The following is a 19427-nucleotide window of genomic DNA, read 5'->3' on the forward strand; positions in this document are numbered from 1 at the left end:
TCCTCAGGACCGGCTTGCGCGAACGCGACCGGATTTTGGACGGACCATAGCAGCGTCGATCGGGCGATAAAGCTGGACCTGCTCGCAGCCGGTGTGCATCGATGCACAACGCAGCCGGATCGGACCCCGCCCGTGAGCCTCAAGCGGACCCGCAACTGGGACGACCTGCGCTACTTCCTCGCCGTCGCCCGCACCGGCACGCTGACGGCCGCGGCGGTGCAGACCGGCACCGAGCACACCACGGTGGCAAGGCGCATCCTGGCGCTGGAGGAGGGGCTCGACCGGCGGCTGTTCCACAAGAGCAACCTCGGCTACGCGCTCACGGAAGCCGGCGAGGCGCTGCTCGGGACGGCGGAGGCGATGGAGAGCGCCTTCGTCTCGGGGTCGGCTTCCGGCGGGACGGGGCGGAGCGTCTCGGGCACGGTGCGGATCGGCGCGCCGGACGGGTTCGGCAGCGTGTTCCTCGCCCCGCGCATGCACCGGCTGACGCAAGCCCATCCGGGGCTCGAGGTCGAGATCATGGCGACCGCGCGGATCTTCAGCCTGTCGAAGCGCGAGGCCGACATCGTCGTCAGCCTGTCGGCGCCGCAGCAGGCGCGGGTGGTGACGCGCCGGCTCACCGACTACCGGCTCTTCGTCTACGGGTCGAAAGGCTACCTCGACGCGGCCGAGCCGATCCGGACGGTGGCCGACCTCGGGCGGCATCCGTTCGTCAGCTACATCGAGGACATGCTGTTTGCCCGCGAACTCAACTACCTCAACGTGATCGGGCCGGGCGCCTCGGCGCGGCTGCGCTCGACGAACCTCCTCGCCCAGGTCCACGCGACGCTGGCCGGCGCGGGGCTATGCATCGTGCCGGGCTTCATCGCCGCCGCCCATCCGGGGCTCGTGCCGGTGCTGCCGGACGCGCTGTCGCTGACGCGGGCCTTCCACATGCACATCCACGAGGACCACCGGCAGGCCGCCCACATCCGCGAGGTGGCGGCGTTCATCGTCGGGGCGGTCGAGGCGGCGCAGGCGCTGTTCTCGCGGGCGGGATAAGGCGGGCCGGATGTCGCGCCGGCCGTTCCGAACGGGCTTGTCCTGGCGCCTGCGCAACCGCTAGCCTGCCTTGCGTATGATGGGTTCAATCGCGCGCCCCCGCGCCGCCCGCGTCCCTCGAGAAGACGGATCCAACGCCATGATCAGCGCCATCGCCCTGCCGCGGCTGATGCGGATCGGAGCCGGCGCGTGCGGGCTGTTGCCGGAGGTCCTGGGGCAGCTCGGGCTGTCGCGGCCGTTCGTCGTCACCGATCCCTACCTCGCCGACAGCGGCCGGGCCGGGCGGCTCGTCGAGCGGCTGGCGGCGGCCGGCATCCAGGCCGGGCTGTTCTCGCAGACCGTCCCGGACCCGACGGTCGCCTCGGTGGAGGCGGCGCTCGCGGCGCTCAAGGCCGGCGACCACGATTGCGTCGTCGGCTTCGGCGGCGGCAGCCCGATGGACACGGCCAAGGCGGTCGCGGTGCTGGCCCGCCACGGCGGGCACATGCGCGACTACAAGGCGCCGCACAGCCAGGAGGCGCCCGGCCTGCCGATCCTGGCGATCCCCACCACCGCCGGCACCGGCTCGGAGGCGACGCGCTTCACCATCGTCACCGACGAGGCCACCGACGAGAAGATGCTCTGCGCCGGCCTCGCCTACCTGCCGGTCGCCGCGCTCGTCGACTACGAGCTGACCCTGAGCAAGCCCGCCCGGCTCACCGCCGACACCGGCATCGACGCGCTGACGCACGCGATCGAGGCCTACGTCTCGCGCAAGTCCAACCCGTTCTCGGACGGGTTCGCACTCGCCGCGATGCGGGCGATCGCACCGAACCTGCGTCGGGTCTGGACCGATCCGGGCGACCGCGGTGCGCGCGAGGCGATGATGTTCGGCGCGACCCAGGCGGGGATCGCGTTCTCGAACAGCTCGGTGGCCCTCGTTCACGGGATGAGCCGGCCGATCGGCGCGCATTTCCATGTGCCGCACGGGCTCTCGAACGCGATGCTGCTGCCGGCCGTCACCGCGTTCTCGGCGCCCGGCTCGCCCGGCCGCTACGCCGCCTGCGCCCGGGCGATGGGCGTGGCGCGCGAGACCGACGACGACGCGCGCGCGGTCTCGCGCCTGATCGCCGAGCTGCAGAACCTCAACGACGACCTGCAGGTGCCGACGCCGGGCGATTACGGCATCGACGAGGCAAGGTGGAACGGGCTGATCCCGACCATGGCGGCGCAGGCGCTGGCCTCGGGCTCGCCGGGCAACAACCCGGTCGTGCCGGAGATCGAGGCCATCGCGACGCTGTACCGCCAGGTCTGGGCCGCCTGAGCGGCCCAGCCGGGGCAGGGGTGCGGCGAGCCGTCGTGCCCACGCGTCTCCGCTTCCGGCTGAACGGTCGGCGCGCATCCCCTCGCCCCGCCTGCGGGGAGAGGGCTTTGCCGACCTCGTCGTCGACGAAGCGAGGCGGCTGCCGAGGGTGAGGGGGCCGAGCCGAATGAGGCTCCTCCGTCGGCCCCCCTCACCGCCGCTTCGGCTTCGCCTTCGCTTCCCGCACCGACGACGAGGTCGGTGCGGGCCTCTCCCCGCCCGCGGGGAGAGGGGGCCCCGCGCCTTCCCGGATAAAGCGGTCGCCCGTTGGATCGCGGGACGGCGTCGTGCGGCGTGCCGGCTCAGGCGGCCTTGCCGCCGTAGGTCGCAAACGAGGTCTCGACCTTGTCGGCGAGCGACGGGTCGACGTCGGCCGAGACCTTGAGGCGGCCGGCGAGCTTGGGCTCGCCGTCGGTGTGGGTCTTCGCGACGCGGCCGTCCTCGATGTCGGCGCCGGCGGTCTCGGTGCCGGCGCTGTTCTCGTCCGAGACCGGCGCGATGGTCACGGCCTTGCGGTCGATCTTGTGCTCCTGGACGAGGTGCTCGACCGCCATCTCGGCGTCGCGGCGGGTCTCGAACGTGGCGGCGATGGTCTTCGACATGGTTCCGGCTCCTGTGGCAGGGCGGTTCGGCCCCTCAATTCGGCCCCTTGGGGGGTTCCGCCGTCAATCGCAGGCGCCGCGGACCGTTCCGGTCGGCGGGGTCGCGGCTCAGTACATCGGCGTGCCGCCGGTGACGGGCACGAGCGCGCCGGACATGTAGCTGCCCTCGCGCGACGCCAGCAGCACGTAGGCCGGGGCCAGCTCGGCCGGCTGGCCGGCGCGGCCGAGCGGCGTCTCGGACCCCAGCGACGCGATCTGCTCCGGGCTCTTCACGATCGGCTGGATCGGCGTCCAGACCGGGCCGGGCGCGACGCAGTTCACCCGGATGCCCTTGGGCGCCAGCAGGTTCGACAGCCCGATCGTCAGGCTGGCGATCGCCCCCTTGGTGGCGGCGTAGATCAGCATGGTCTTGTCGGCGACCTTGGCCTGCTGGCTCGTGGAGTTCACGATCGCCGAGCCGGGCTTCATGTGCGGCACCGCCGCCTGGCACAGGTAGTACATGGCGAAGACGTTGGCGCGGAACGAGCCTTCGAGGTCCTTCGCCGTCACGTCGTCGAGCCCGTCGTTGACGGTCTGCGCGGCGGCGTTGTTGACCAGGATGTCGAGGCGCCCGAATTCGGCGACCGTGCGCGCGACGAGGTCGCGGCAATGGGCCTCCTCGCGCAGGTCTCCCGGCAGCAGCAGGGCGCGGCGGCCGGCCCGCTCGACCCAGGCCTTCGTCTCCTCGGCGTCCGTCTGCTCGACGGGCAGGTACGAGATCGCCACGTCGGCGCCCTCGCGGGCGTAGGCGATCGCCACCGCCCGGCCGATCCCGGAATCGCCCCCGGTGATCAGGGCGACGCGATCGGTCAGCAGGCCCTTGCCGACGTAGCTGTGCTCGCCGTGGTCGGGGGCGGGGGTCATCCGCGAAGACAATCCCGGCCGCGCCTGCTGCTGGTCGCCGGGGAAGGGGGGCCGTGCTCCGGCTTCGCGGGGGTCGTCGGTCATGGCTGCCTGCTGTCGCTGTCGTTCTCCACCCAGGTAGGGCGGGGCGCCGGCGAAGGACCCGCGACCCGATGACCGCGACCCGATGACTGCGCCCCCGGCGGCTCGGCGGGGGCCGTCAGATCGCCAGGCCGAGCTGCAGCGGCTCCGGGGATTCGCCGTGGTCGAGGGCCGAGAGCGCGACGCCGAGCAGCCGCACGCTGCGCCGGAGCGGGTAGAGGTCGCGCAGCAGGCCGAGGCTGATCGCCTCCAGGCTCGCCCGGTCGCCGACGGGCGAGGCCAGCGAGCGCGCCCGGGTCACCTGCGCGAAGTCCGAAAACTTCACCTTGAGCGTCACGGTCCGGCCGCGCAGGCCCTTGGCGGCGCAGGCGCCCGCGACCTTGTCGAGGATCGGCGCGAGGCGCTCCGCGAGGACGTCGAGGTCGGCGCTGTCGTCGGAGAAGGTGTTCTCGGCGCCGATCGACTTGCGGATGCGGTGCGCCCGCACCGGGCGCTCGTCGATGCCGCGCGCCACCCCGTGGTAGTAGGGCGCCGCGCTGCCGAGGATGGCGGTCAGCTCCTCCAGCGAGCGGGCCTTGAGGTCGCGGCCGGTGTGGATGCCCAGCCGGCGCATCTTCGTCTCCGTGACCGGGCCGATGCCGTGGAAGCGGCCGATGGCCAGATCCTCGACGAAGGCCGGCCCCATCTCCGGGGTGATCACGAACAGCGCGTCGGGCTTGCGGTAGTCGGAGGCCACCTTGGCCAGGAACTTGTTGTACGAGACGCCGGCCGAGGCCACGAGCCCGGTGCGTTCGCGGATCGCGGCACGGATCGCGCGGGCGACCAGGGTGGCGGTCGGCAGCCCCTGCAGGTTCTCGGTGACGTCGAGGTAGGCCTCGTCGAGGGAGAGCGGCTCGATCACCGGCGTGTGCTCGGAGAACACCGTGCGGATCTCCTCGGAGATGCCGCGGTAGACCTCGAAGCGCGGGCGCACGAACACCAGGTCCGGGCAGAGCCGGCGCGCGGTCACCGAGGGCATCGCCGAGCGCACCCCGAAGACCCGCGCCTCGTAGCTCGCCGCCGCGACCACGCCGCGCTCGCGCGAGCCGCCGACCGCCACCGGCCGGCCGCGCAGGGCGGGGTCGTCGCGCTGCTCGACGGAGGCGTAGAACGCGTCCATGTCGACGTGGATGACTTTTCGCACCGGGGCGGTCACTGCGCTGTCCCGTTTGAGCGATCCGTCCGCAGCGCGATCGCAGGCGGATCGATGTTCGACCTTTGTTCCGATCTTCCCGCACCCCGGAGGTCGGTTCAACCCGCAGGTGTGCCACCGTCCACCGCCGAGCGCGCGATCGGGCGGCGCGGCAAAGGCTTTGTTAACCCTCGCCGCCGATGGTCGCGGCATGGTCGTCCGTCGCCGCGTCAGAATGGTCGTGTTGCCCCTCAGCCTCTGGACCCTGTCCGGGCTGGTGGTCGGCTACTTCGTGTATCAGGCCGAGAACGGCAACCGCGGCCTGGAGGCCAAGCGCGCCCTCAAGATCCAGGCCTACGGGCTGACCCGGGACCTCGCGGCCGCCAAGGCCGAGCGGGCGACCTGGGAGCACCGCGTCGCGCTGCTGCGCAGCGAGCAGATCGACCGCGACCTGCTGGAGGAGCGCGCCCGCGTCGTCCTCGGCCGGGTCCACGCCAACGACGTGGTCGTCATCGATCCCTGAACGGCGCTTCGACGCCCGAACGGCCCTTCCCGCGAAGCTCCGAAGCGCCTGACAACGGCCGGAACCTGTCAGAGCGTAGGCCCTCGCATTCCCGGGGCGCGTGTCCTAAACCGACAGGGAAGAGACGCCAGCACGGGAGCACGCCGATGGATGCCGCGAAAGATGCGGGGCAGCCCAACCCTGCCGCGGAGGCGCCGGAAGCCGTGGCGGCCGAGCACCAGCCCGCTCCCAACGCGCCGCAATTCACCCGCGAGGAAGACCTCCACGCCTACCACCAGATGCTGCTGATCCGCCGCTTCGAGGAGAAGGCGGGGCAGCTCTACGGCATGGGCCTGATCGGCGGCTTCTGCCACCTCTACATCGGCCAGGAAGCGGTCGTCATCGGCATGCAGATGGCCTCGGTCGACGGCGACCAGGTGATCACCGGCTACCGCGACCACGGCCACATGCTCGCCTGCGGCATGGACCCGAAGGGCGTGATGGCCGAGCTCACCGGCCGCCGCGGCGGCTACAGCCGCGGCAAGGGCGGCTCGATGCACATGTTCAGCCGCGAGAAGCAGTTCTTCGGCGGGCACGGCATCGTCGGCGCGCAGGTCTCCCTCGGCACGGGCCTCGGCTTCGCCGACGCCTACCGCAAGAACGGCAAGGTCAGCCTGACCTACATGGGCGACGGCGCGGCCAACCAGGGCCAGGTCTACGAGAGCTTCAACATGGCGCAGCTGTGGAAGCTGCCCGTGGTCTACGTGATCGAGAACAACCGCTACGCCATGGGCACCTCGGTCGCCCGCGCCTCGGCGCAGACGGACTTCTCGCGGCGCGGCATCTCCTTCGGCATCCCCGGCGAGCAGGTCGACGGCATGGACGTGCGGACCGTGCGCGAGGCGGCGCAGCGCGCGATCGAGCACGCCCGCACCGGCGCGGGCCCCTACATCCTCGAGATGCAGACCTACCGCTATCGCGGCCACTCGATGTCCGATCCGGCCAAGTACCGGACGAAGGACGAGGTCTCGAAGATGCGCGACGAGCACGACCCGATCGAGATGGTGCGCAAGCGCCTGATCGAGCTGCACGGGGTCGCCGAGGCCGAGCTGAAGGCCACCGACGCCAAGGTCCGCGAGACCGTCGCCGACGCCGCCGAGTTCGCGACCCACGATCCCGAGCCGGATCCGTCCGAGCTGTGGACCGACATCCTGCTGGACGCGCGCGCCTGAGGGCGCGCCGCCTCTCCGACGCCCCCTTCAAGGCCGCCCCGCCCGCCTCACCGATCAGAGACCCTTCATGGCGACCGACATCCTGATGCCCGCCCTGTCTCCGACCATGGAGGAGGGCAAGCTCTCCAAATGGCTCAAGAAGGAGGGCGACGCGATCAAGTCGGGCGACGTGCTCGCCGAGATCGAGACCGACAAGGCGACCATGGAGGTCGAGGCGATCGACGAGGGCACGCTCGCCAAGATCCTGGTCGCCGAGGGCACCGAGGGCGTCGCCGTCAACACCCCGATCGCGATCATCGCCGGCGAGGGCGAGGACGTCGCGGCGGCCGCGGCCTCCGGGGGCGGCGGCGGAAAGCCGAAGGGTCCGGCCGAGGGCCATCCCGCCCCGACGCCGGACATGCAGGCGGAAGGGCTCGCCCCGGCGCCGGCGCCCACCGCCAAGACCGGCGACGACGCGCCCCGTGCGCCGGCCGCGCCCGCCGTGATCACCAACAAGGCCGCCGCGCCGGTGATGGAGGAGTTCCCGGCCGGCACCGAGATGGTGACTATGACCGTGCGCGAGGCGCTTCGCGACGCCATGGCCGAGGAGATGCGCCGGGACGAGGACGTCTTCGTCATGGGCGAGGAGGTCGCCGAGTACCAGGGCGCCTACAAGGTCACGCAGAACCTGCTGCAGGAATTCGGCGCGCGGCGCGTGGTCGACACCCCGATCACCGAGCACGGCTTCGCCGGCATCGGCGTCGGCGCGGCCTTGTCCGGCCTGAAGCCGATCGTCGAGTTCATGACCTTCAACTTCGCCATGCAGGCGATCGACCACATCATCAACTCGGCGGCCAAGACCCTCTACATGTCCGGCGGCCAGCTCGGCTGCCCGATCGTGTTCCGCGGCCCCAACGGCGCGGCAGCCCGCGTCGGCGCCCAGCACAGCCACGACTATTCGGCGTGGTACTCGAACGTGCCCGGCCTGAAGGTGATCGCGCCCTACACCGCCTCCGACGCCAAGGGCCTGCTCAAGGCCGCGATCCGCGACCCGAACCCGGTGATCTTCCTCGAGAACGAGATCCTGTACGGCCAGACCTTCCCGGTGCCGAAGCTCGACGACTTCGTGCTGCCGATCGGCAAGGCCCGCATCCATCGCGCCGGCACCGACGTGACCATCGTCTCGTTCGCCATCGGCATGACCTACGCCCTCAAGGCGGCGCAGATCCTGGCCGACCAGGGCATCGAGGCCGAGGTGATCGACCTGCGCACGATCCGCCCGATGGACACCGAGACGGTTCTCGAATCGGTGAAGAAGACCGGCCGCTGCGTCACGGTGGAGGAGGGCTTCCCGCAGAGCGGCATCGGCGCCGAGATCTCGGCCCGCCTGATGGTCGACGCGTTCGACTACCTCGACGCGCCGGTGCTGCGCGTCACCGGCAAGGACGTGCCGATGCCCTACGCGGCCAACCTCGAGAAGCTGGCGCTGCCCAACGTCGCCGAGGTCGTCGAGGCGGCCAAGGCCGTCTGCTACCGGTGAATGCGATCCGCCTTCGCGCCTGAGGGCGGAACCGGGCCGATCGACGGGTCATGACGTGGTATGAGTGAATCCTTCCAAGCCCTCGAGATCCCGCCCGACGCCCTGGAACAGGGCGGCATCGAGGTGCTGCGCGCGGCCGTGGTCGACGGGGCCGTCAGCGTGGCGCTGCGCCGGTCCTTCGACGACCCCGCCACCTGGGGCCGCCTGATGGTCGACCTCGCCCGGCAGGCGGCCCGCGCCTACGCCCTGGAAACCGACATGTCGGAAGAGGAGGCGTTCGACCGCATCCGCGCGGGGTGGGAGGCCGAGGGCCTCGATCCCGGCGGCCTGAACTAGCGGGGCCCGAGCGCATGGCCGAGCCCGCACTGCGTGTCGCCACCTATGCCGACCTGGAGGCCGTTCCGGCCGATCGCGTGGCCGAGATCGTCGACGGGTCGCTGGAGACGCATCCGCGGCCGCGGCCGCGCCATGCGATGGCGGCGGTGGGCCTGGCCACGGAGCTGAACGCACCCTTCGGCCGCGGGCGCGGCGGGCCGGGCGGCTGGATCTTCATGGTCGAGCCCGAACTCCACCTCGGCGTGCAGGTGGTGGTCCCCGACCTCGCCGGCTGGCGCCGCGAGCGGCTGCCGGCCGAGCCCAAAACCGCCTTCGTCGAGACCGTGCCGGACTGGGTCTGCGAGATCCTGTCGCCGGCCACTGCGCGGCTCGATCGCGGCCCGAAGCGCCGCATCTACGCGGAGGCCGGCGTCGGGCACCTGTGGCTGCTCGATCCCGCCGACGGGGTGCTCGAAGCCTTCGCGCTCGCCGGCTCCCAGTGGCTGCTGCTCGGCACGGTGGCGCGCGGCGAGACCGTGGCCCTGCCGCCCTTCGACGCGGTTCCGTTCCCGCTCGACGACCTGTTTCCCTTCGCCGACCCCTCGGCCGACCCTTTCGCCGATCCCCGCGCCGAACCCGACGCTCCCTCCCTGCCCACGGACGAGACCTGAAGCCATGCCCGTCAACGTCCTGATGCCCGCCCTCTCGCCGACGATGGAGAAGGGCAACCTCGCCAAGTGGCTCAAGAAGGAGGGCGACGCGATCAAGTCGGGCGACGTGCTCGCCGAGATCGAGACCGACAAGGCGACCATGGAGGTCGAGGCGATCGACGAGGGCGTGCTCGCGCGTATCGTCGTGCCCGAGGGCACCGCGGACGTGCCGGTCAACGACCTGATCGCGGTGATCGCCATCGACGGCGAGGATCCGGCCGGGGTCCAGGCGGGCGGCTCGGCCCCTGCCGCCGCCCCCGCGGAGGCGCCCAAGGCCGACGCGTCGTCGGCGAACGAGAACGCCACGCCCGGCGGCGGGCACATGTCCTACGCGCGGGTGAACGAGGCCCCGGACGGGGCCCAGCCCGCCGCCAAGGCGGACGCCGCCCCGCAGGGCGGCTCGGGCGAGCGCGTCTTCGCCTCGCCGCTGGCCCGCCGCATCGCCAAGCAGGAGGGGATCGACCTCTCCGCCGTCCAGGGCTCGGGCCCGCGCGGCCGGGTGATCGAGCGCGACGTGCGCGCAGCCAAGGCGGCCGGCACCGGCAAGGTGGCCCCCACGGCGGCCCCGCAAGCGGCCGCGAAGGCGCCGGAGGCCGCAGCGCCGAAGGCTGCGCCCGCCACGGCGCCCGCGACCAGGGCCGCCGGCCTCACCACCGACCAGGTCCGCGGCTTCTACGCCAAGGACAGCTACGAGGAAGTGCCCCTCGACGGCATGCGCAAGACCATCGCCAAGCGCCTCACCGAGGCGATGCAGGTGGCGCCGCACTTCTACCTGACCGTCGATTGCGAGATCGACGCGCTGATGGCGCTGCGCGAGCAGCTCAACAAGAGCGCGGCCAAGGACAAGGACGGCAAGCCGCTGTTCAAGCTCTCGGTCAACGACTTCGTCATCAAGGCGATGGGCCTCGCCCTGACCCGGGTGCCGATGGCCAACGCGGTCTGGGCCGAGGACCGGGTGCTGCGCTTCAAGCACGCCGAGGTCGGCGTCGCGGTGGCGATCGACGGCGGGTTGTTCACGCCCGTCATCCGCCGGGCCGACGAGAAGACGCTGTCCACCATCTCCAACGAGATGAAGGACTTCGCCGCTCGCGCCCGCGCCAAGAAGCTGAAGCCGGAGGAGTACCAGGGCGGCGTCACCTCGGTGTCGAACCTCGGCATGTTCGGGATCAAGCACTTCACCGCGGTGATCAACCCGCCGCAATCCTCGATCCTGGCGGTCGGCGCCGGCGAGAAGCGGATCGTGGTCAAGGACGGCGCCCCCGCCGTCGCCCAGGTGATGACCGCGACGCTCTCCTGCGACCACCGCGTGCTCGACGGGGCGCTCGGGGCCGAGCTGGTCGCCGCCTTCAAGGGCCTGATCGAGAGCCCGATGGGGATGCTGGTCTGAGGACGGACCGGCCGCGCATCCGCGCGCGGCCGGGTCCCGCCGCCCGGGCGACAGGGTCCCGCTGAACGAGCAACCGGCGCGCAACACCTTCTGAATACATTATCTCTCGGCGTTGAGCCGGATTCGCCGCTCTGCTAGCACCGCCTCCAACGGCCCGCGGATCAACCCGGGCCATCGGAGGACTACGCCCGTGGAACCCGTCCAAACCTGGAATCAGGTCTACGATCCGTTCGGCAACCCGTGGCTGTCGACGCTCGCCGCCTCCGTGCCGGTGATCGCGCTGCTCGCCATGATCGCCAGCGGCCGGGTCAAGGCCCACGTCGCCGCCGTCCTCGCCCTGATCCTGGCCTTCGCCATCGCCGTCGTCGCCTTCGGCATGCCGGTGGGCCTCGCGACCCGCGCCTCCCTGCTCGGGATGGTGACCGGCTTCTTCCCGATCGGCTGGATCATCCTCAACGTCATCTTCCTCTACCGGCTGACGGTGGAGAAGGGGTGGTTCGCGACCCTCCAGCAATCGGTGGCCGGCATCACCAGCGACCGGCGGCTGCAGCTGCTGCTCGTCGCCTTCGCCTTCGGCGCCTTCTTCGAGGGCGCGGGCGGGTTCGGCACGCCGGTGGCGGTCACCGGCGCGATCCTGATCGGGCTCGGCTTCTCGCCGCTGGCCGCATCCGGCCTCTCGCTCATCGCCAACACCGCGCCGGTGGCCTTCGGCGCGCTCGGCGCCCCGATCCAGGGCCTGGCCTCGGTGACGGGCTACGACCCCTACGTGCTCGGCGCGATGATCGGCCGCCAGCTGCCGGTGTTCTCGCTGATCGTGCCGTTCTGGCTGATCTGGGTGTTCGCGGGCTTCCGCGGCATGATCCAGGTCTGGCCGGCGATCCTGATCTGCGGCGGCGCCTTCGCGGCGGCCCAGTTCGGCATCTCGAACTACGTCAACCCGTGGATCGTCGACATCGGCGCCTCGATCGCGGCGATGGGCGCGCTGGTGCTGTTCCTGAAGGTCTGGAAGCCGGCCGCGATCTGGACCTCGCCGGCGCTCCGCGGCAACGACCCGTCGATCGGCTACGGCGAGCCCCGGCCCGTGGCGCTGGGCGCCGGCGTCCCGTCCGACCTGCCGCGCGCGCCGGTCTCCACCGGCCGCACCGCCTCGTCGTCGGAGATCGCGCTCGCCTGGCTGCCGTGGGTCATCCTGTCGGTGGTCGTGGCGATCTGGGGCACCGGCTGGTTCAAGGCCATCGTGAACCCGATCTTCACCTGGAAGTACGAGGTGCCGGGCCTGCACAACGTGATCATGAAGGTGCCGCCGGTGGTGGCCAAGGCCCACCCGGAGGGCGCCGTCTTCCTGTTCACCTACATGTCCTACACCGGCACCGGCGTGCTGATCGCGGCGTTGATCTCCGGCGCGATCATGCGGTTCTCGCCCCTGCGCCTCGTCACCGCCTACGTCGAGACGATCTGGGTGCTGCGCTACTCGCTCGTCACCATCGCGGCGATGCTCGCGCTCGGCGTGCTCACCCGCTACGCCGGCGTCGACGCGACGCTCGGCCTAGCCTTCGCCGGAACCGGCATCCTCTACCCGTTCTTCGGCACCCTGCTCGGCTGGCTCGGCGTCGCGCTGACCGGCTCGGACACGGCGTCGAACGTCCTCTTCGGCGGGCTCCAGAAGATCACCTCGGAGCAGCTGGGGCTCTCGGGCGTGCTCATGGCCTCGGCGAACTCGTCGGGCGGCGTGATGGGCAAGATGATCGACGCCCAGTCGATCGTCGTCGCCTCCACCGCCACCGGCTATTTCGGCCAGGAGGGCAAGATCCTGCGCTTCGTGTTCTGGCACTCGATCGCGCTGGCCTGCCTCGTCGGCGGCCTGGTGATGCTCCAGGCCTACGTGCATCCCTTCACCGCGATGGTGATCCACGTTCCGTAGCCGCCGACGCGGGCTCCCGAAACGAAGAAAGCCCGCCCCCTTCGACGAGGGGGCGGGCTTTTCCTTTGGCGGCTCCGAGCAGGGCCGGGCGGGCCTCAGGCCGCCCGCACGCCGGCCAGGAAGTGATCGACGGCGCCGCGCAGGTCGCCCGCCTGGCTCGACAGGGCGCTCGCCGCCGCGAGCACCTGGGCGGAGCCGGAGCTGGCGGTGCCGGCCGCCTCGCTGACGCCGCCGATATGCTCCGAGACCGCGCGGGTGCCGGCCGAGGTCTGGGCGGTGGTGCGGGCGATCTCGCCGGTCGCCGCGCCCTGCTCCTCGACGGCGGCGGCGATGTCGCCGCCGATCCGCGCCAGCCGGCGGATCACGTCGGTGATCCCGGTGATCGCCTGGACCGAGGCGTCGGTGGAGGCGCTGATCTCGACGACCTTGGTCGTGATCTCCTCGGTCGCCCGGGCGGTCTGGCCGGCCAGCGACTTCACCTCCTGGGCCACCACCGCGAAGCCGCGTCCGGCCTCGCCCGCGCGGGCCGCCTCGATGGTGGCGTTGAGGGCGAGCAGGTTGGTCTGGTCGGCGATCTGCGAGATCAGCCCGACGATCTGCGCGATGCTGCCGGCCGCGGCGGCGAGGCGCCGGACCTCGCCGGCCATGCCCTCGGCGTCGCGCTCGGCCGCCGCCGCGAGGTCGGCCGACGCGGTGACCTGGGTGCCGATCTCGGCGACCGACGCCGAGAGCTCCTCGGTCGCCGCCGCCACGGTGTCGGCCGACAGCGCCGCCTCGTGCGAGGCGTGGGCGACCTGCCGGCTCAGCGACGAGGCGTCCTCGGCCGCCCGGGACATGCCCTGCGCCGCCGCCTCGAGCTGGGTCGCGGCCGCCGAGACCGCCTCGACGATGCCGCCGACCCGGTCCTCGAAGCCGTCGGCAAGCTCCAGTGCGGCGGCGCGGCGGGCCGCCTCGGCGTCGGCCGACATCCGCTCCTGGACCGCGCGGCTGCGGCGGCGCTCGGCGACGTTCTCGCGGAATTCGACGGCGGCGGCCGCGATGGCGCGGACCTCGTTCGGGCCGCCCTGCGGGATCTCCACGGCGTCGTCGCCGCGGCCGATGGCGGTGAGCGCCCGCGACATCCGGGTCAGCGGCCGGGCCACCGCGGTGCCGAGGGCGAAGGCGAGGGCGCCCGACAGCAGGAAGATCGCGAGCGCCGCCCCCGACCAGATCGCCAGCGCCCGCTCGGCGAGCGCGCGGACGCCGCCGGCCTCCGCGGTGAGGTCGGCGGTGAGGCGGTCCTCGACCGCCTTGAGGCCGTCGATGCGCTGGGTCGCGAGGCGGAACCAGAGCGGGGCGTCGCGGAAGGCCAGCGGCTCGCCGGGCATGGTGTCGAGGGCGGCCTTGCGCAGGCGCGCCACCTCCTGCGCCGGGGCGGAGGCCTCGCTGGCGTCGAGCAGGGCGCCTTGGGCTGGCTCCGCCCGCGAGCGGAACAGGGTCTCGTAGGTGGCCTGGTCGGCCAGGAGCGTCGCGAGGCGGCGGGTCCCGGCGAGGTCGAGGCTGCCGGAGGCGAAGGCGGCGGAGGCCGCGGCGCGCTCCTGGCCGGCATACTCCTTCATCGTCAGGAAGGCGGCGTAGGACGCGGCGTGGTTGGCGATCCCGACATGGCCGATCACGCCCGACATCGCGCGGACCAGCCCGAGGCCTTCCCCGATCACGACGGTGTAGGCCGCGGCCGCCTGGGGCGCCGTCGGCCGCAGGGCGTCGACGCCGCCGCGCTGCGCGTCGAGGCCTTCGAGCGCCTGCGCGAAGGCGGCGGCCCGGGCGGTGAAGGCGGGGCCGTAGGCCGCCGCGCCGGCGGTGACGGCGGCGGCCAGGCCCTGGCGGGCGGCGTCGGTGCGCGCGCGCTGGGCGACGAGCTCGGCCTTGAACTGCGTGCCCTTCGAGGCGAGGAACAGGCTGGAGCCGCCGCGCTCGCGCTGGCCCTCGTGGACGAAGGCGCTGATCCGCGAGGCGAGGCCGACCAGGTCCTCGACCTGGACCACTTCGGCGCGCTGCGCCATCCGGTCCGCGATCGCGACCCCGGCCACCGCGGCGAAGGCGAGGCAAGGTGCCAGCGCGACCGCCACGATGCGGCCGCGCAAGGACATCAGAACACCGGTCGTCATCCGCTTGCCAATCCTTCATTCGCACAAGGCTTTGACAAATGATAAAGCCGCAGGTGGTAAACAGGCGGTTGCAATCTAAGATCAGCTCGATATTTCAGCACACCAATCGATACAACCGCAGGCTTCCTCAGTCCGGCAGGCCGGTTTGGGACGGGCCGTCATGCTTTCCGGACGCCTGGGCAAGGTCGGCGACGGACGCCGGGTGCGGTGTCGTCCTACGGAGGAGTCGCTCGCGACCGCGCGACGGTTCCGGGTCCGTCCAACTCCGAGGCGATCATGACCCGTACCCTCCTCGCAGCGAGCCTGCTGATCGCCGGCCTCGCCGCCGCCCAAGCCCAGACCGGCGACATGAGCTGCGCCGACTATCTCAAGGCCGACGCGCAGGCGCAGGCCTCGCTCAGCCCCGCCGACAAGGCGATGATCGCCGCCGACCCCCAGGCCTCCGCGCTCGACGCCAAGATGCGCGCCTACTGCAAGGCCAACCCGAAGGCCTCCTCCTCCGAGGCGATGACGAAGGCGATGCAGTAAGCCGGGAAGCGGCCACGCCTCGGCGCCGGGCCCAGGCGGGCGTGGCGTGCGCGGCGGCGGCCCGGAACGGCTGGCGAGTTGCCCGCGTACGCGTTTCGTTCTAGCAGACGCGCAAGCATGCCGGGCCTGCGTCCCGCCCGCCGCACCTTGCCGAAGGCTTCGGACGGACGACATGACCCGGCGCGGCGGTCGCATTCGCGATCGCCGGATCCCGCCCGCGTCGACGCCTCGAAAGACCGCCCCCGCCATGGCCAAAGCCGTCGCCGCCAAGACGCCCGCCGGGAAGAACTCCGCCGGGAAGACGCCTGCCGGCAAGACTTCCGCAGCGACGACTTCCGCAGCGAAGCCCCCCGCAACCAAGGCGCCGGCGGCCGGGAAGCCCGCGAAGGCGAACCCGGCCGTCGAGGCCGAGGCCGGCATCGACGCGAAGCTCGAGCGCCTGTTCGACCGCGAGACGCCGGCCGAGCGCGACCGGCGGGTGATCTCGGTGCGCGGCGCGCGCGAGCACAACCTCAAGAACGTCGACCTGACGATCCCGCGCGACAAGCTCGTGGTGTTCACCGGGCTCTCGGGCTCGGGCAAGTCGTCGCTCGCCTTCGACACGATCTACGCCGAGGGGCAGCGCCGCTACGTCGAGTCGCTCTCGGCCTATGCGCGCCAGTTCCTGGAGATGATGTCCAAGCCCGACGTCGACCAGATCGACGGGCTCTCGCCGGCGATCTCGATCGAGCAGAAGACCACCTCGAAGAACCCGCGCTCCACCGTGGGGACCGTCACCGAGATCTACGACTACATGCGCCTGCTCTGGGCGCGCGTCGGCATTCCGTACTCGCCCGCCACCGGCCTGCCGATCGAGAGCCAGACGGTCCAGCAGATGGTCGACCGCGTCCTGGCGCTGCCCGAGAAGAGCCGGCTCTACCTGCTCGCGCCCGTCGTCCGCGGCCGCAAGGGCGAGTACCGCAAGGAGATCGCCGAGTTCCAGAAGAAGGGCTTCCAGCGCCTGCGGATCGACGGGGAGTACTACCCGATCGACGACGTGCCGAAGCTCGACAAGAAGCTCAAGCACGACATCGACGTGGTGGTCGACCGGATCGTGGTGCGGGCCGACATCGCCGCCCGGCTCGCCGATTCCTTCGAGACCGCGCTCGAGCTCGCCGACGGCATCGCCGACATCGAGTTCGCCGACGTGCCCGAGGGCGAGAGCAGAGAGAAGATCACGCTTTCGTCGCGCTTCGCCTGCCCGGTCTCGGGCTTCACCATCGCCGAGATCGAGCCGAGGCTGTTCTCCTTCAACAACCCGTTCGGCGCCTGCCCGACCTGCGGCGGCATCGGCCACGAGATGCGGATCGACGCCGAGCTGGTGATCTCCGACGAGGCGCTCACCCTCAAGCGCGGCGCCATCGGCCCCTGGGCCAAGTCCACCTCGCCCTATTACGGGCAGACGCTCGACGCGCTGGCCCGGCATTACGGCTTCAAGACCGACACGGCCTGGTCGCGGCTTCCCGAGGCGGCCCGCGCGATCATCCTCTACGGCTCGGGCAAGCAGACGATCCGCTTCGACTACGACGACGGCATGCGCAAGTACGCCGTCAACAAGCCGTTCGAGGGCGTGATCCCGAACCTGGAGCGCCGCTACAAGGAGACCGAGAGCGACGCCGCCCGCGACGAGATCTCGCGCTTCATGAGCGAGACCCCCTGCGCCGCCTGCGGCGGCAAGCGGCTGAAGGTCGAGGCGCTGGCCGTCAAGGTCGCGATGGAGGATGTCGGCGCGGTCACCGCGCTCTCGGTGAGCGAGGCCCACCGCTGGTTCTCGGAGCTGCCGGCCAGGCTCACCGCCAAGCAGAACGAGATCGCGGTGCGGATCCTGAAGGAGATCCGCGACCGCCTGTCCTTCCTCGTCGACGTCGGCCTCGAATACCTGACGCTGGCCCGCGGCTCGGGAACGCTGTCGGGCGGCGAGAGCCAGCGCATTCGGCTGGCCTCGCAGATCGGCTCGGGCCTCACCGGCGTGCTCTACGTGCTCGACGAGCCCTCGATCGGCCTGCACCAGCGCGACAACGAGCGCCTGCTCGGCACGCTGAAGCGGCTGCGCGACCTCGGCAACTCGGTGATCGTGGTCGAGCACGACGAGGACGCGATCCTCCAGGCCGACTACGTCGTCGACGTCGGGCCGGGCGCCGGCATCCACGGCGGCCGGATCATCGCGCAGGGCACGCCCGCGGAGGTCCTGGCGCATCCCGAATCGCTCACCGCCAAGTACCTCACCGGCGAGAAGTCCGTGCGGACCCCGACGGCGCGGCGCAAAGGGCGCAAGGGCAAGCTCGGCGTGTTCGGCGCCCGCGGCAACAACCTGAAGAACGTGGACATCGAGATTCCGCTCGGCACCTTCACCTGCGTCACCGGCGTCTCGGGCGGCGGCAAGTCCACGCTGATCATCGACACGCTCTACAAGGCGGTGGCCAAGCGCCTGAACGGCGCGCTGGAGCACCCGGCGCCGTTCGACCGGCTCGAAGGCCTGGAGCACCTCGACAAGGTCATCGACATCGACCAGTCGCCGATCGGGCGCACCCCGCGCTCGAACCCGGCGACCTATACCGGCGCCTTCACCCCGATCCGCGACTGGTTCGCCGGCCTGCCCGAGGCCAAGGCCCGCGGCTACCAGCCGGGGCGGTTCTCGTTCAACGTGCGCGGCGGCCGCTGCGAGGCGTGCTCGGGCGACGGCGTCATCAAGATCGAGATGCACTTCCTGCCCGACGTCTACGTCACCTGCGACGTGTGCAAGGGCAAGCGCTACGACCGCGAGACGCTGGAGGTGAAGTACCGCGCCAAGTCCATCGCCGACGTGCTCGACATGACCGTCGAGGAGGCCGCCGACCTGTTCAAGGCGGTGCCGACGATCCGCGAGAAGATGGAGACCCTGAAGCGCGTCGGGCTCGACTACGTCAGCGTCGGGCAGCAGGCCACCACCCTGTCGGGCGGCGAGGCGCAGCGGGTGAAGCTCTCCAAGGAGCTGTCGAAGCGCTCGACCGGGCGCACCCTCTACATCCTCGACGAGCCGACCACCGGCCTGCACTTCCACGACGTCGCCAAGCTGATGGAGGTGCTCCACGAGCTCGTCGACCAGGGCAACACCGTCGTGGTGATCGAGCACAACCTCGAGGTCATCAAGACCGCCGACTGGGTGATCGACATGGGGCCGGAGGGCGGCGACGGCGGCGGCGTGGTGGTGGCCGAAGGCACGCCCGAGCAGATCGCCGCGTCGAAGGCGAGCCATACCGGGCGCTTCCTGCGCGACGTGCTCGCCCGCCGCCCGGCCGGGAAGCCGCCGGCGTCCCGCGGGGCGGTCGCGCAGCCCGCCGCCGAGTAGGTGCGCCGTAAGCGACGGGGCGCGCCGCCGCCCCCGCCGAATGCCGGAAGCGGTCGGCAAGATCTGCCGAGTGGCCGCGCCGCGCCGCGCACGATTCGGCGGGCGGCGCGGCGGCCGCACGCGTCCGGGCACGGTCCGGCGGCTCGATCGAGGCCTTCGCGGCGCAGTCGAAGGCCTCGGACCGCGTCGGCGCCCGGGCGAACCGTCCCGCCCGCCTTGCCGAATCCTCCCGCTCCGCTTCCTCCGCCAAGGCGCTGAACGGCATGCGCTATTCTGCCGGATAGCGATCCCGTCCGCTGGGTTCCGGTCACTGTTGCGCCGCGACAAGATTGCGGCATTTGAGCAACGGTTCGGCTCTCGCTGATCAGATTCGAGGCATTCCACTGTCTTTCGCCGACGCTCTGTAGAATAGTTATCAGCGTTGAGACACGGGCCGGCTTCGTAGGGGGCGCTTGGCACATCTCGCACGGGAGCCGCGCAGACGGCAGACCGGCAAGGTAGTGCAGAGGCGGCGGGACGAAGCGCGGAAATCCTTGGGAAGGAACGAGAAAATGATCAAGAACTGGCTTGCCGCAGCAGCGGTGATGCTTTCGGTCGGCGTGACCGCGACGGAAGCCTTCGCCCAGACCACCACGATCCCCGGCGAGCAGGTCGGCCTG

The 19427-nt window shown here is 71.5% G+C and carries 15 protein-coding genes and 1 pseudogene; 12 read left to right on the top strand and 4 right to left on the bottom strand.

Annotated features, from left to right (window positions below):
• Nucleotides 1-132: 132 nt before the first annotated feature.
• Together MFF13_RS20255 and MFF13_RS20260 are read left to right on the top strand one after the other, a co-directional pair.
• Nucleotides 133-1041, top strand: a complete 909-nt coding sequence (locus MFF13_RS20255) for a LysR family transcriptional regulator (protein ID WP_147827952.1) — start codon at nt 133-135, stop codon at nt 1039-1041.
• A gap of 139 nt (nt 1042-1180) precedes the next feature.
• Nucleotides 1181-2344, top strand: a complete 1164-nt coding sequence (locus MFF13_RS20260) for an iron-containing alcohol dehydrogenase (RefSeq protein ID WP_147762584.1) — start codon at nt 1181-1183, stop codon at nt 2342-2344.
• Nucleotides 2345-2685: 341 nt separating this feature from the next.
• On the opposite strand, the gene MFF13_RS20265 is transcribed toward MFF13_RS20260, so the two are convergent.
• The 3 genes from MFF13_RS20265 to dinB all read right to left on the bottom strand — a co-directional run bounded on the left by MFF13_RS20265 (nt 2686) and on the right by dinB (nt 5164).
• Nucleotides 2686-2985, bottom strand: a complete 300-nt coding sequence (locus MFF13_RS20265; protein ID WP_147752096.1) for a hypothetical protein — start codon at nt 2983-2985, stop codon at nt 2686-2688.
• 108 nt (nt 2986-3093) lie between these two features.
• Nucleotides 3094-3972, bottom strand: a complete 879-nt coding sequence (locus tag MFF13_RS20270) for an SDR family oxidoreductase (RefSeq protein ID WP_147752095.1) — start codon at nt 3970-3972, stop codon at nt 3094-3096.
• 115 nt (nt 3973-4087) lie between these two features.
• Nucleotides 4088-5164, bottom strand: a complete 1077-nt coding sequence (gene dinB, locus MFF13_RS20275; RefSeq protein WP_373322587.1) for a DNA polymerase IV — start codon at nt 5162-5164, stop codon at nt 4088-4090.
• Between the two features lie 187 nt (nt 5165-5351).
• On the opposite strand from dinB, the gene MFF13_RS20280 reads away from it, so the two are divergent.
• The 7 genes from MFF13_RS20280 (at nt 5352) to MFF13_RS20310 (ending at nt 12726) form a co-directional block, all read left to right on the top strand.
• A complete protein-coding gene (locus tag MFF13_RS20280; RefSeq protein ID WP_147752093.1) occupies nt 5352-5663 on the top strand; it encodes an FtsB family cell division protein in 312 nt (103 codons plus the stop codon).
• A 146-nt stretch (nt 5664-5809) separates the two neighbouring features.
• On the top strand, nt 5810-6874 hold the full coding sequence (gene pdhA / locus MFF13_RS20285; RefSeq protein ID WP_147752092.1) for a pyruvate dehydrogenase (acetyl-transferring) E1 component subunit alpha: 1065 nt from the start codon (nt 5810-5812) through the stop codon (nt 6872-6874).
• A 67-nt stretch (nt 6875-6941) separates the two neighbouring features.
• Entirely contained in the window at nt 6942-8393 is a 1452-nt protein-coding gene (locus MFF13_RS20290; RefSeq protein ID WP_147752091.1) for a pyruvate dehydrogenase complex E1 component subunit beta, read from the top strand.
• Nucleotides 8394-8453: 60 nt separating this feature from the next.
• A complete protein-coding gene (locus tag MFF13_RS20295; RefSeq protein ID WP_147752090.1) occupies nt 8454-8729 on the top strand; it encodes a DUF5076 domain-containing protein in 276 nt (91 codons plus the stop codon).
• A gap of 14 nt (nt 8730-8743) precedes the next feature.
• Entirely contained in the window at nt 8744-9379 is a 636-nt protein-coding gene (locus MFF13_RS20300) for a Uma2 family endonuclease (RefSeq protein ID WP_147762579.1), read from the top strand.
• Between the two features lie 4 nt (nt 9380-9383).
• On the top strand, nt 9384-10805 hold the full coding sequence (locus tag MFF13_RS20305) for a pyruvate dehydrogenase complex dihydrolipoamide acetyltransferase (protein ID WP_147762578.1): 1422 nt from the start codon (nt 9384-9386) through the stop codon (nt 10803-10805).
• Between the two features lie 190 nt (nt 10806-10995).
• A complete protein-coding gene (locus MFF13_RS20310; protein ID WP_147752087.1) occupies nt 10996-12726 on the top strand; it encodes an L-lactate permease in 1731 nt (576 codons plus the stop codon).
• 95 nt (nt 12727-12821) lie between these two features.
• On the opposite strand, the gene MFF13_RS20315 is transcribed toward MFF13_RS20310, so the two are convergent.
• A complete protein-coding gene (locus MFF13_RS20315) occupies nt 12822-14873 on the bottom strand; it encodes a methyl-accepting chemotaxis protein (RefSeq protein ID WP_147762577.1) in 2052 nt (683 codons plus the stop codon).
• A gap of 276 nt (nt 14874-15149) precedes the next feature.
• Here MFF13_RS20315 and MFF13_RS20320 point away from each other — a divergent pair, with 276 nt between their 5' ends.
• From MFF13_RS20320 to MFF13_RS20330, 3 genes and pseudogenes are all read left to right on the top strand, one after another.
• Nucleotides 15150-15401, top strand: a complete 252-nt coding sequence (locus MFF13_RS20320) for a hypothetical protein (RefSeq protein WP_147754629.1) — start codon at nt 15150-15152, stop codon at nt 15399-15401.
• Between the two features lie 247 nt (nt 15402-15648).
• The gene (gene uvrA / locus MFF13_RS20325; protein ID WP_238272822.1) at nt 15649-18768 is read left to right on the top strand and encodes an excinuclease ABC subunit UvrA; all 3120 of its coding nucleotides are present in this window, start codon (nt 15649-15651) and stop codon (nt 18766-18768) included.
• A 551-nt stretch (nt 18769-19319) separates the two neighbouring features.
• A pseudogene (locus tag MFF13_RS20330) lies at nt 19320-19427 on the top strand (transporter); the annotation flags it as partial.

It is taken from the genome of Methylobacterium cerastii (genome assembly GCF_022179125.1).
Lineage (GTDB): Bacteria > Pseudomonadota > Alphaproteobacteria > Rhizobiales > Beijerinckiaceae > Methylobacterium > Methylobacterium cerastii.

Bases quoted from the DNA above. Each gene is read 5' to 3' on its own strand.
- MFF13_RS20260 (WP_147762584.1), top strand. From the start codon at position 1,181: ATGATCAGCGCCATCGCCCTGCCGCGGCTGATGCGGATCGGAGCCGGC.
- MFF13_RS20265 (WP_147752096.1), bottom strand. From the start codon at position 2,985: ATGTCGAAGACCATCGCCGCCACGTTCGAGACCCGCCGCGACGCCGAG.
- MFF13_RS20270 (WP_147752095.1), bottom strand. From the start codon at position 3,972: ATGACCGACGACCCCCGCGAAGCCGGAGCACGGCCCCCCTTCCCCGGC.
- MFF13_RS20280 (WP_147752093.1), top strand. From the start codon at position 5,352: ATGGTCGTCCGTCGCCGCGTCAGAATGGTCGTGTTGCCCCTCAGCCTC.
- pdhA (WP_147752092.1), top strand. From the start codon at position 5,810: ATGGATGCCGCGAAAGATGCGGGGCAGCCCAACCCTGCCGCGGAGGCG.
- MFF13_RS20290 (WP_147752091.1), top strand. From the start codon at position 6,942: ATGGCGACCGACATCCTGATGCCCGCCCTGTCTCCGACCATGGAGGAG.
- MFF13_RS20295 (WP_147752090.1), top strand. From the start codon at position 8,454: ATGAGTGAATCCTTCCAAGCCCTCGAGATCCCGCCCGACGCCCTGGAA.
- MFF13_RS20300 (WP_147762579.1), top strand. From the start codon at position 8,744: ATGGCCGAGCCCGCACTGCGTGTCGCCACCTATGCCGACCTGGAGGCC.
- MFF13_RS20305 (WP_147762578.1), top strand. From the start codon at position 9,384: ATGCCCGTCAACGTCCTGATGCCCGCCCTCTCGCCGACGATGGAGAAG.
- MFF13_RS20315 (WP_147762577.1), bottom strand. From the start codon at position 14,873: ATGACGACCGGTGTTCTGATGTCCTTGCGCGGCCGCATCGTGGCGGTC.
- MFF13_RS20320 (WP_147754629.1), top strand. From the start codon at position 15,150: ATGACCCGTACCCTCCTCGCAGCGAGCCTGCTGATCGCCGGCCTCGCC.
- uvrA (WP_238272822.1), top strand. From the start codon at position 15,649: ATGGCCAAAGCCGTCGCCGCCAAGACGCCCGCCGGGAAGAACTCCGCC.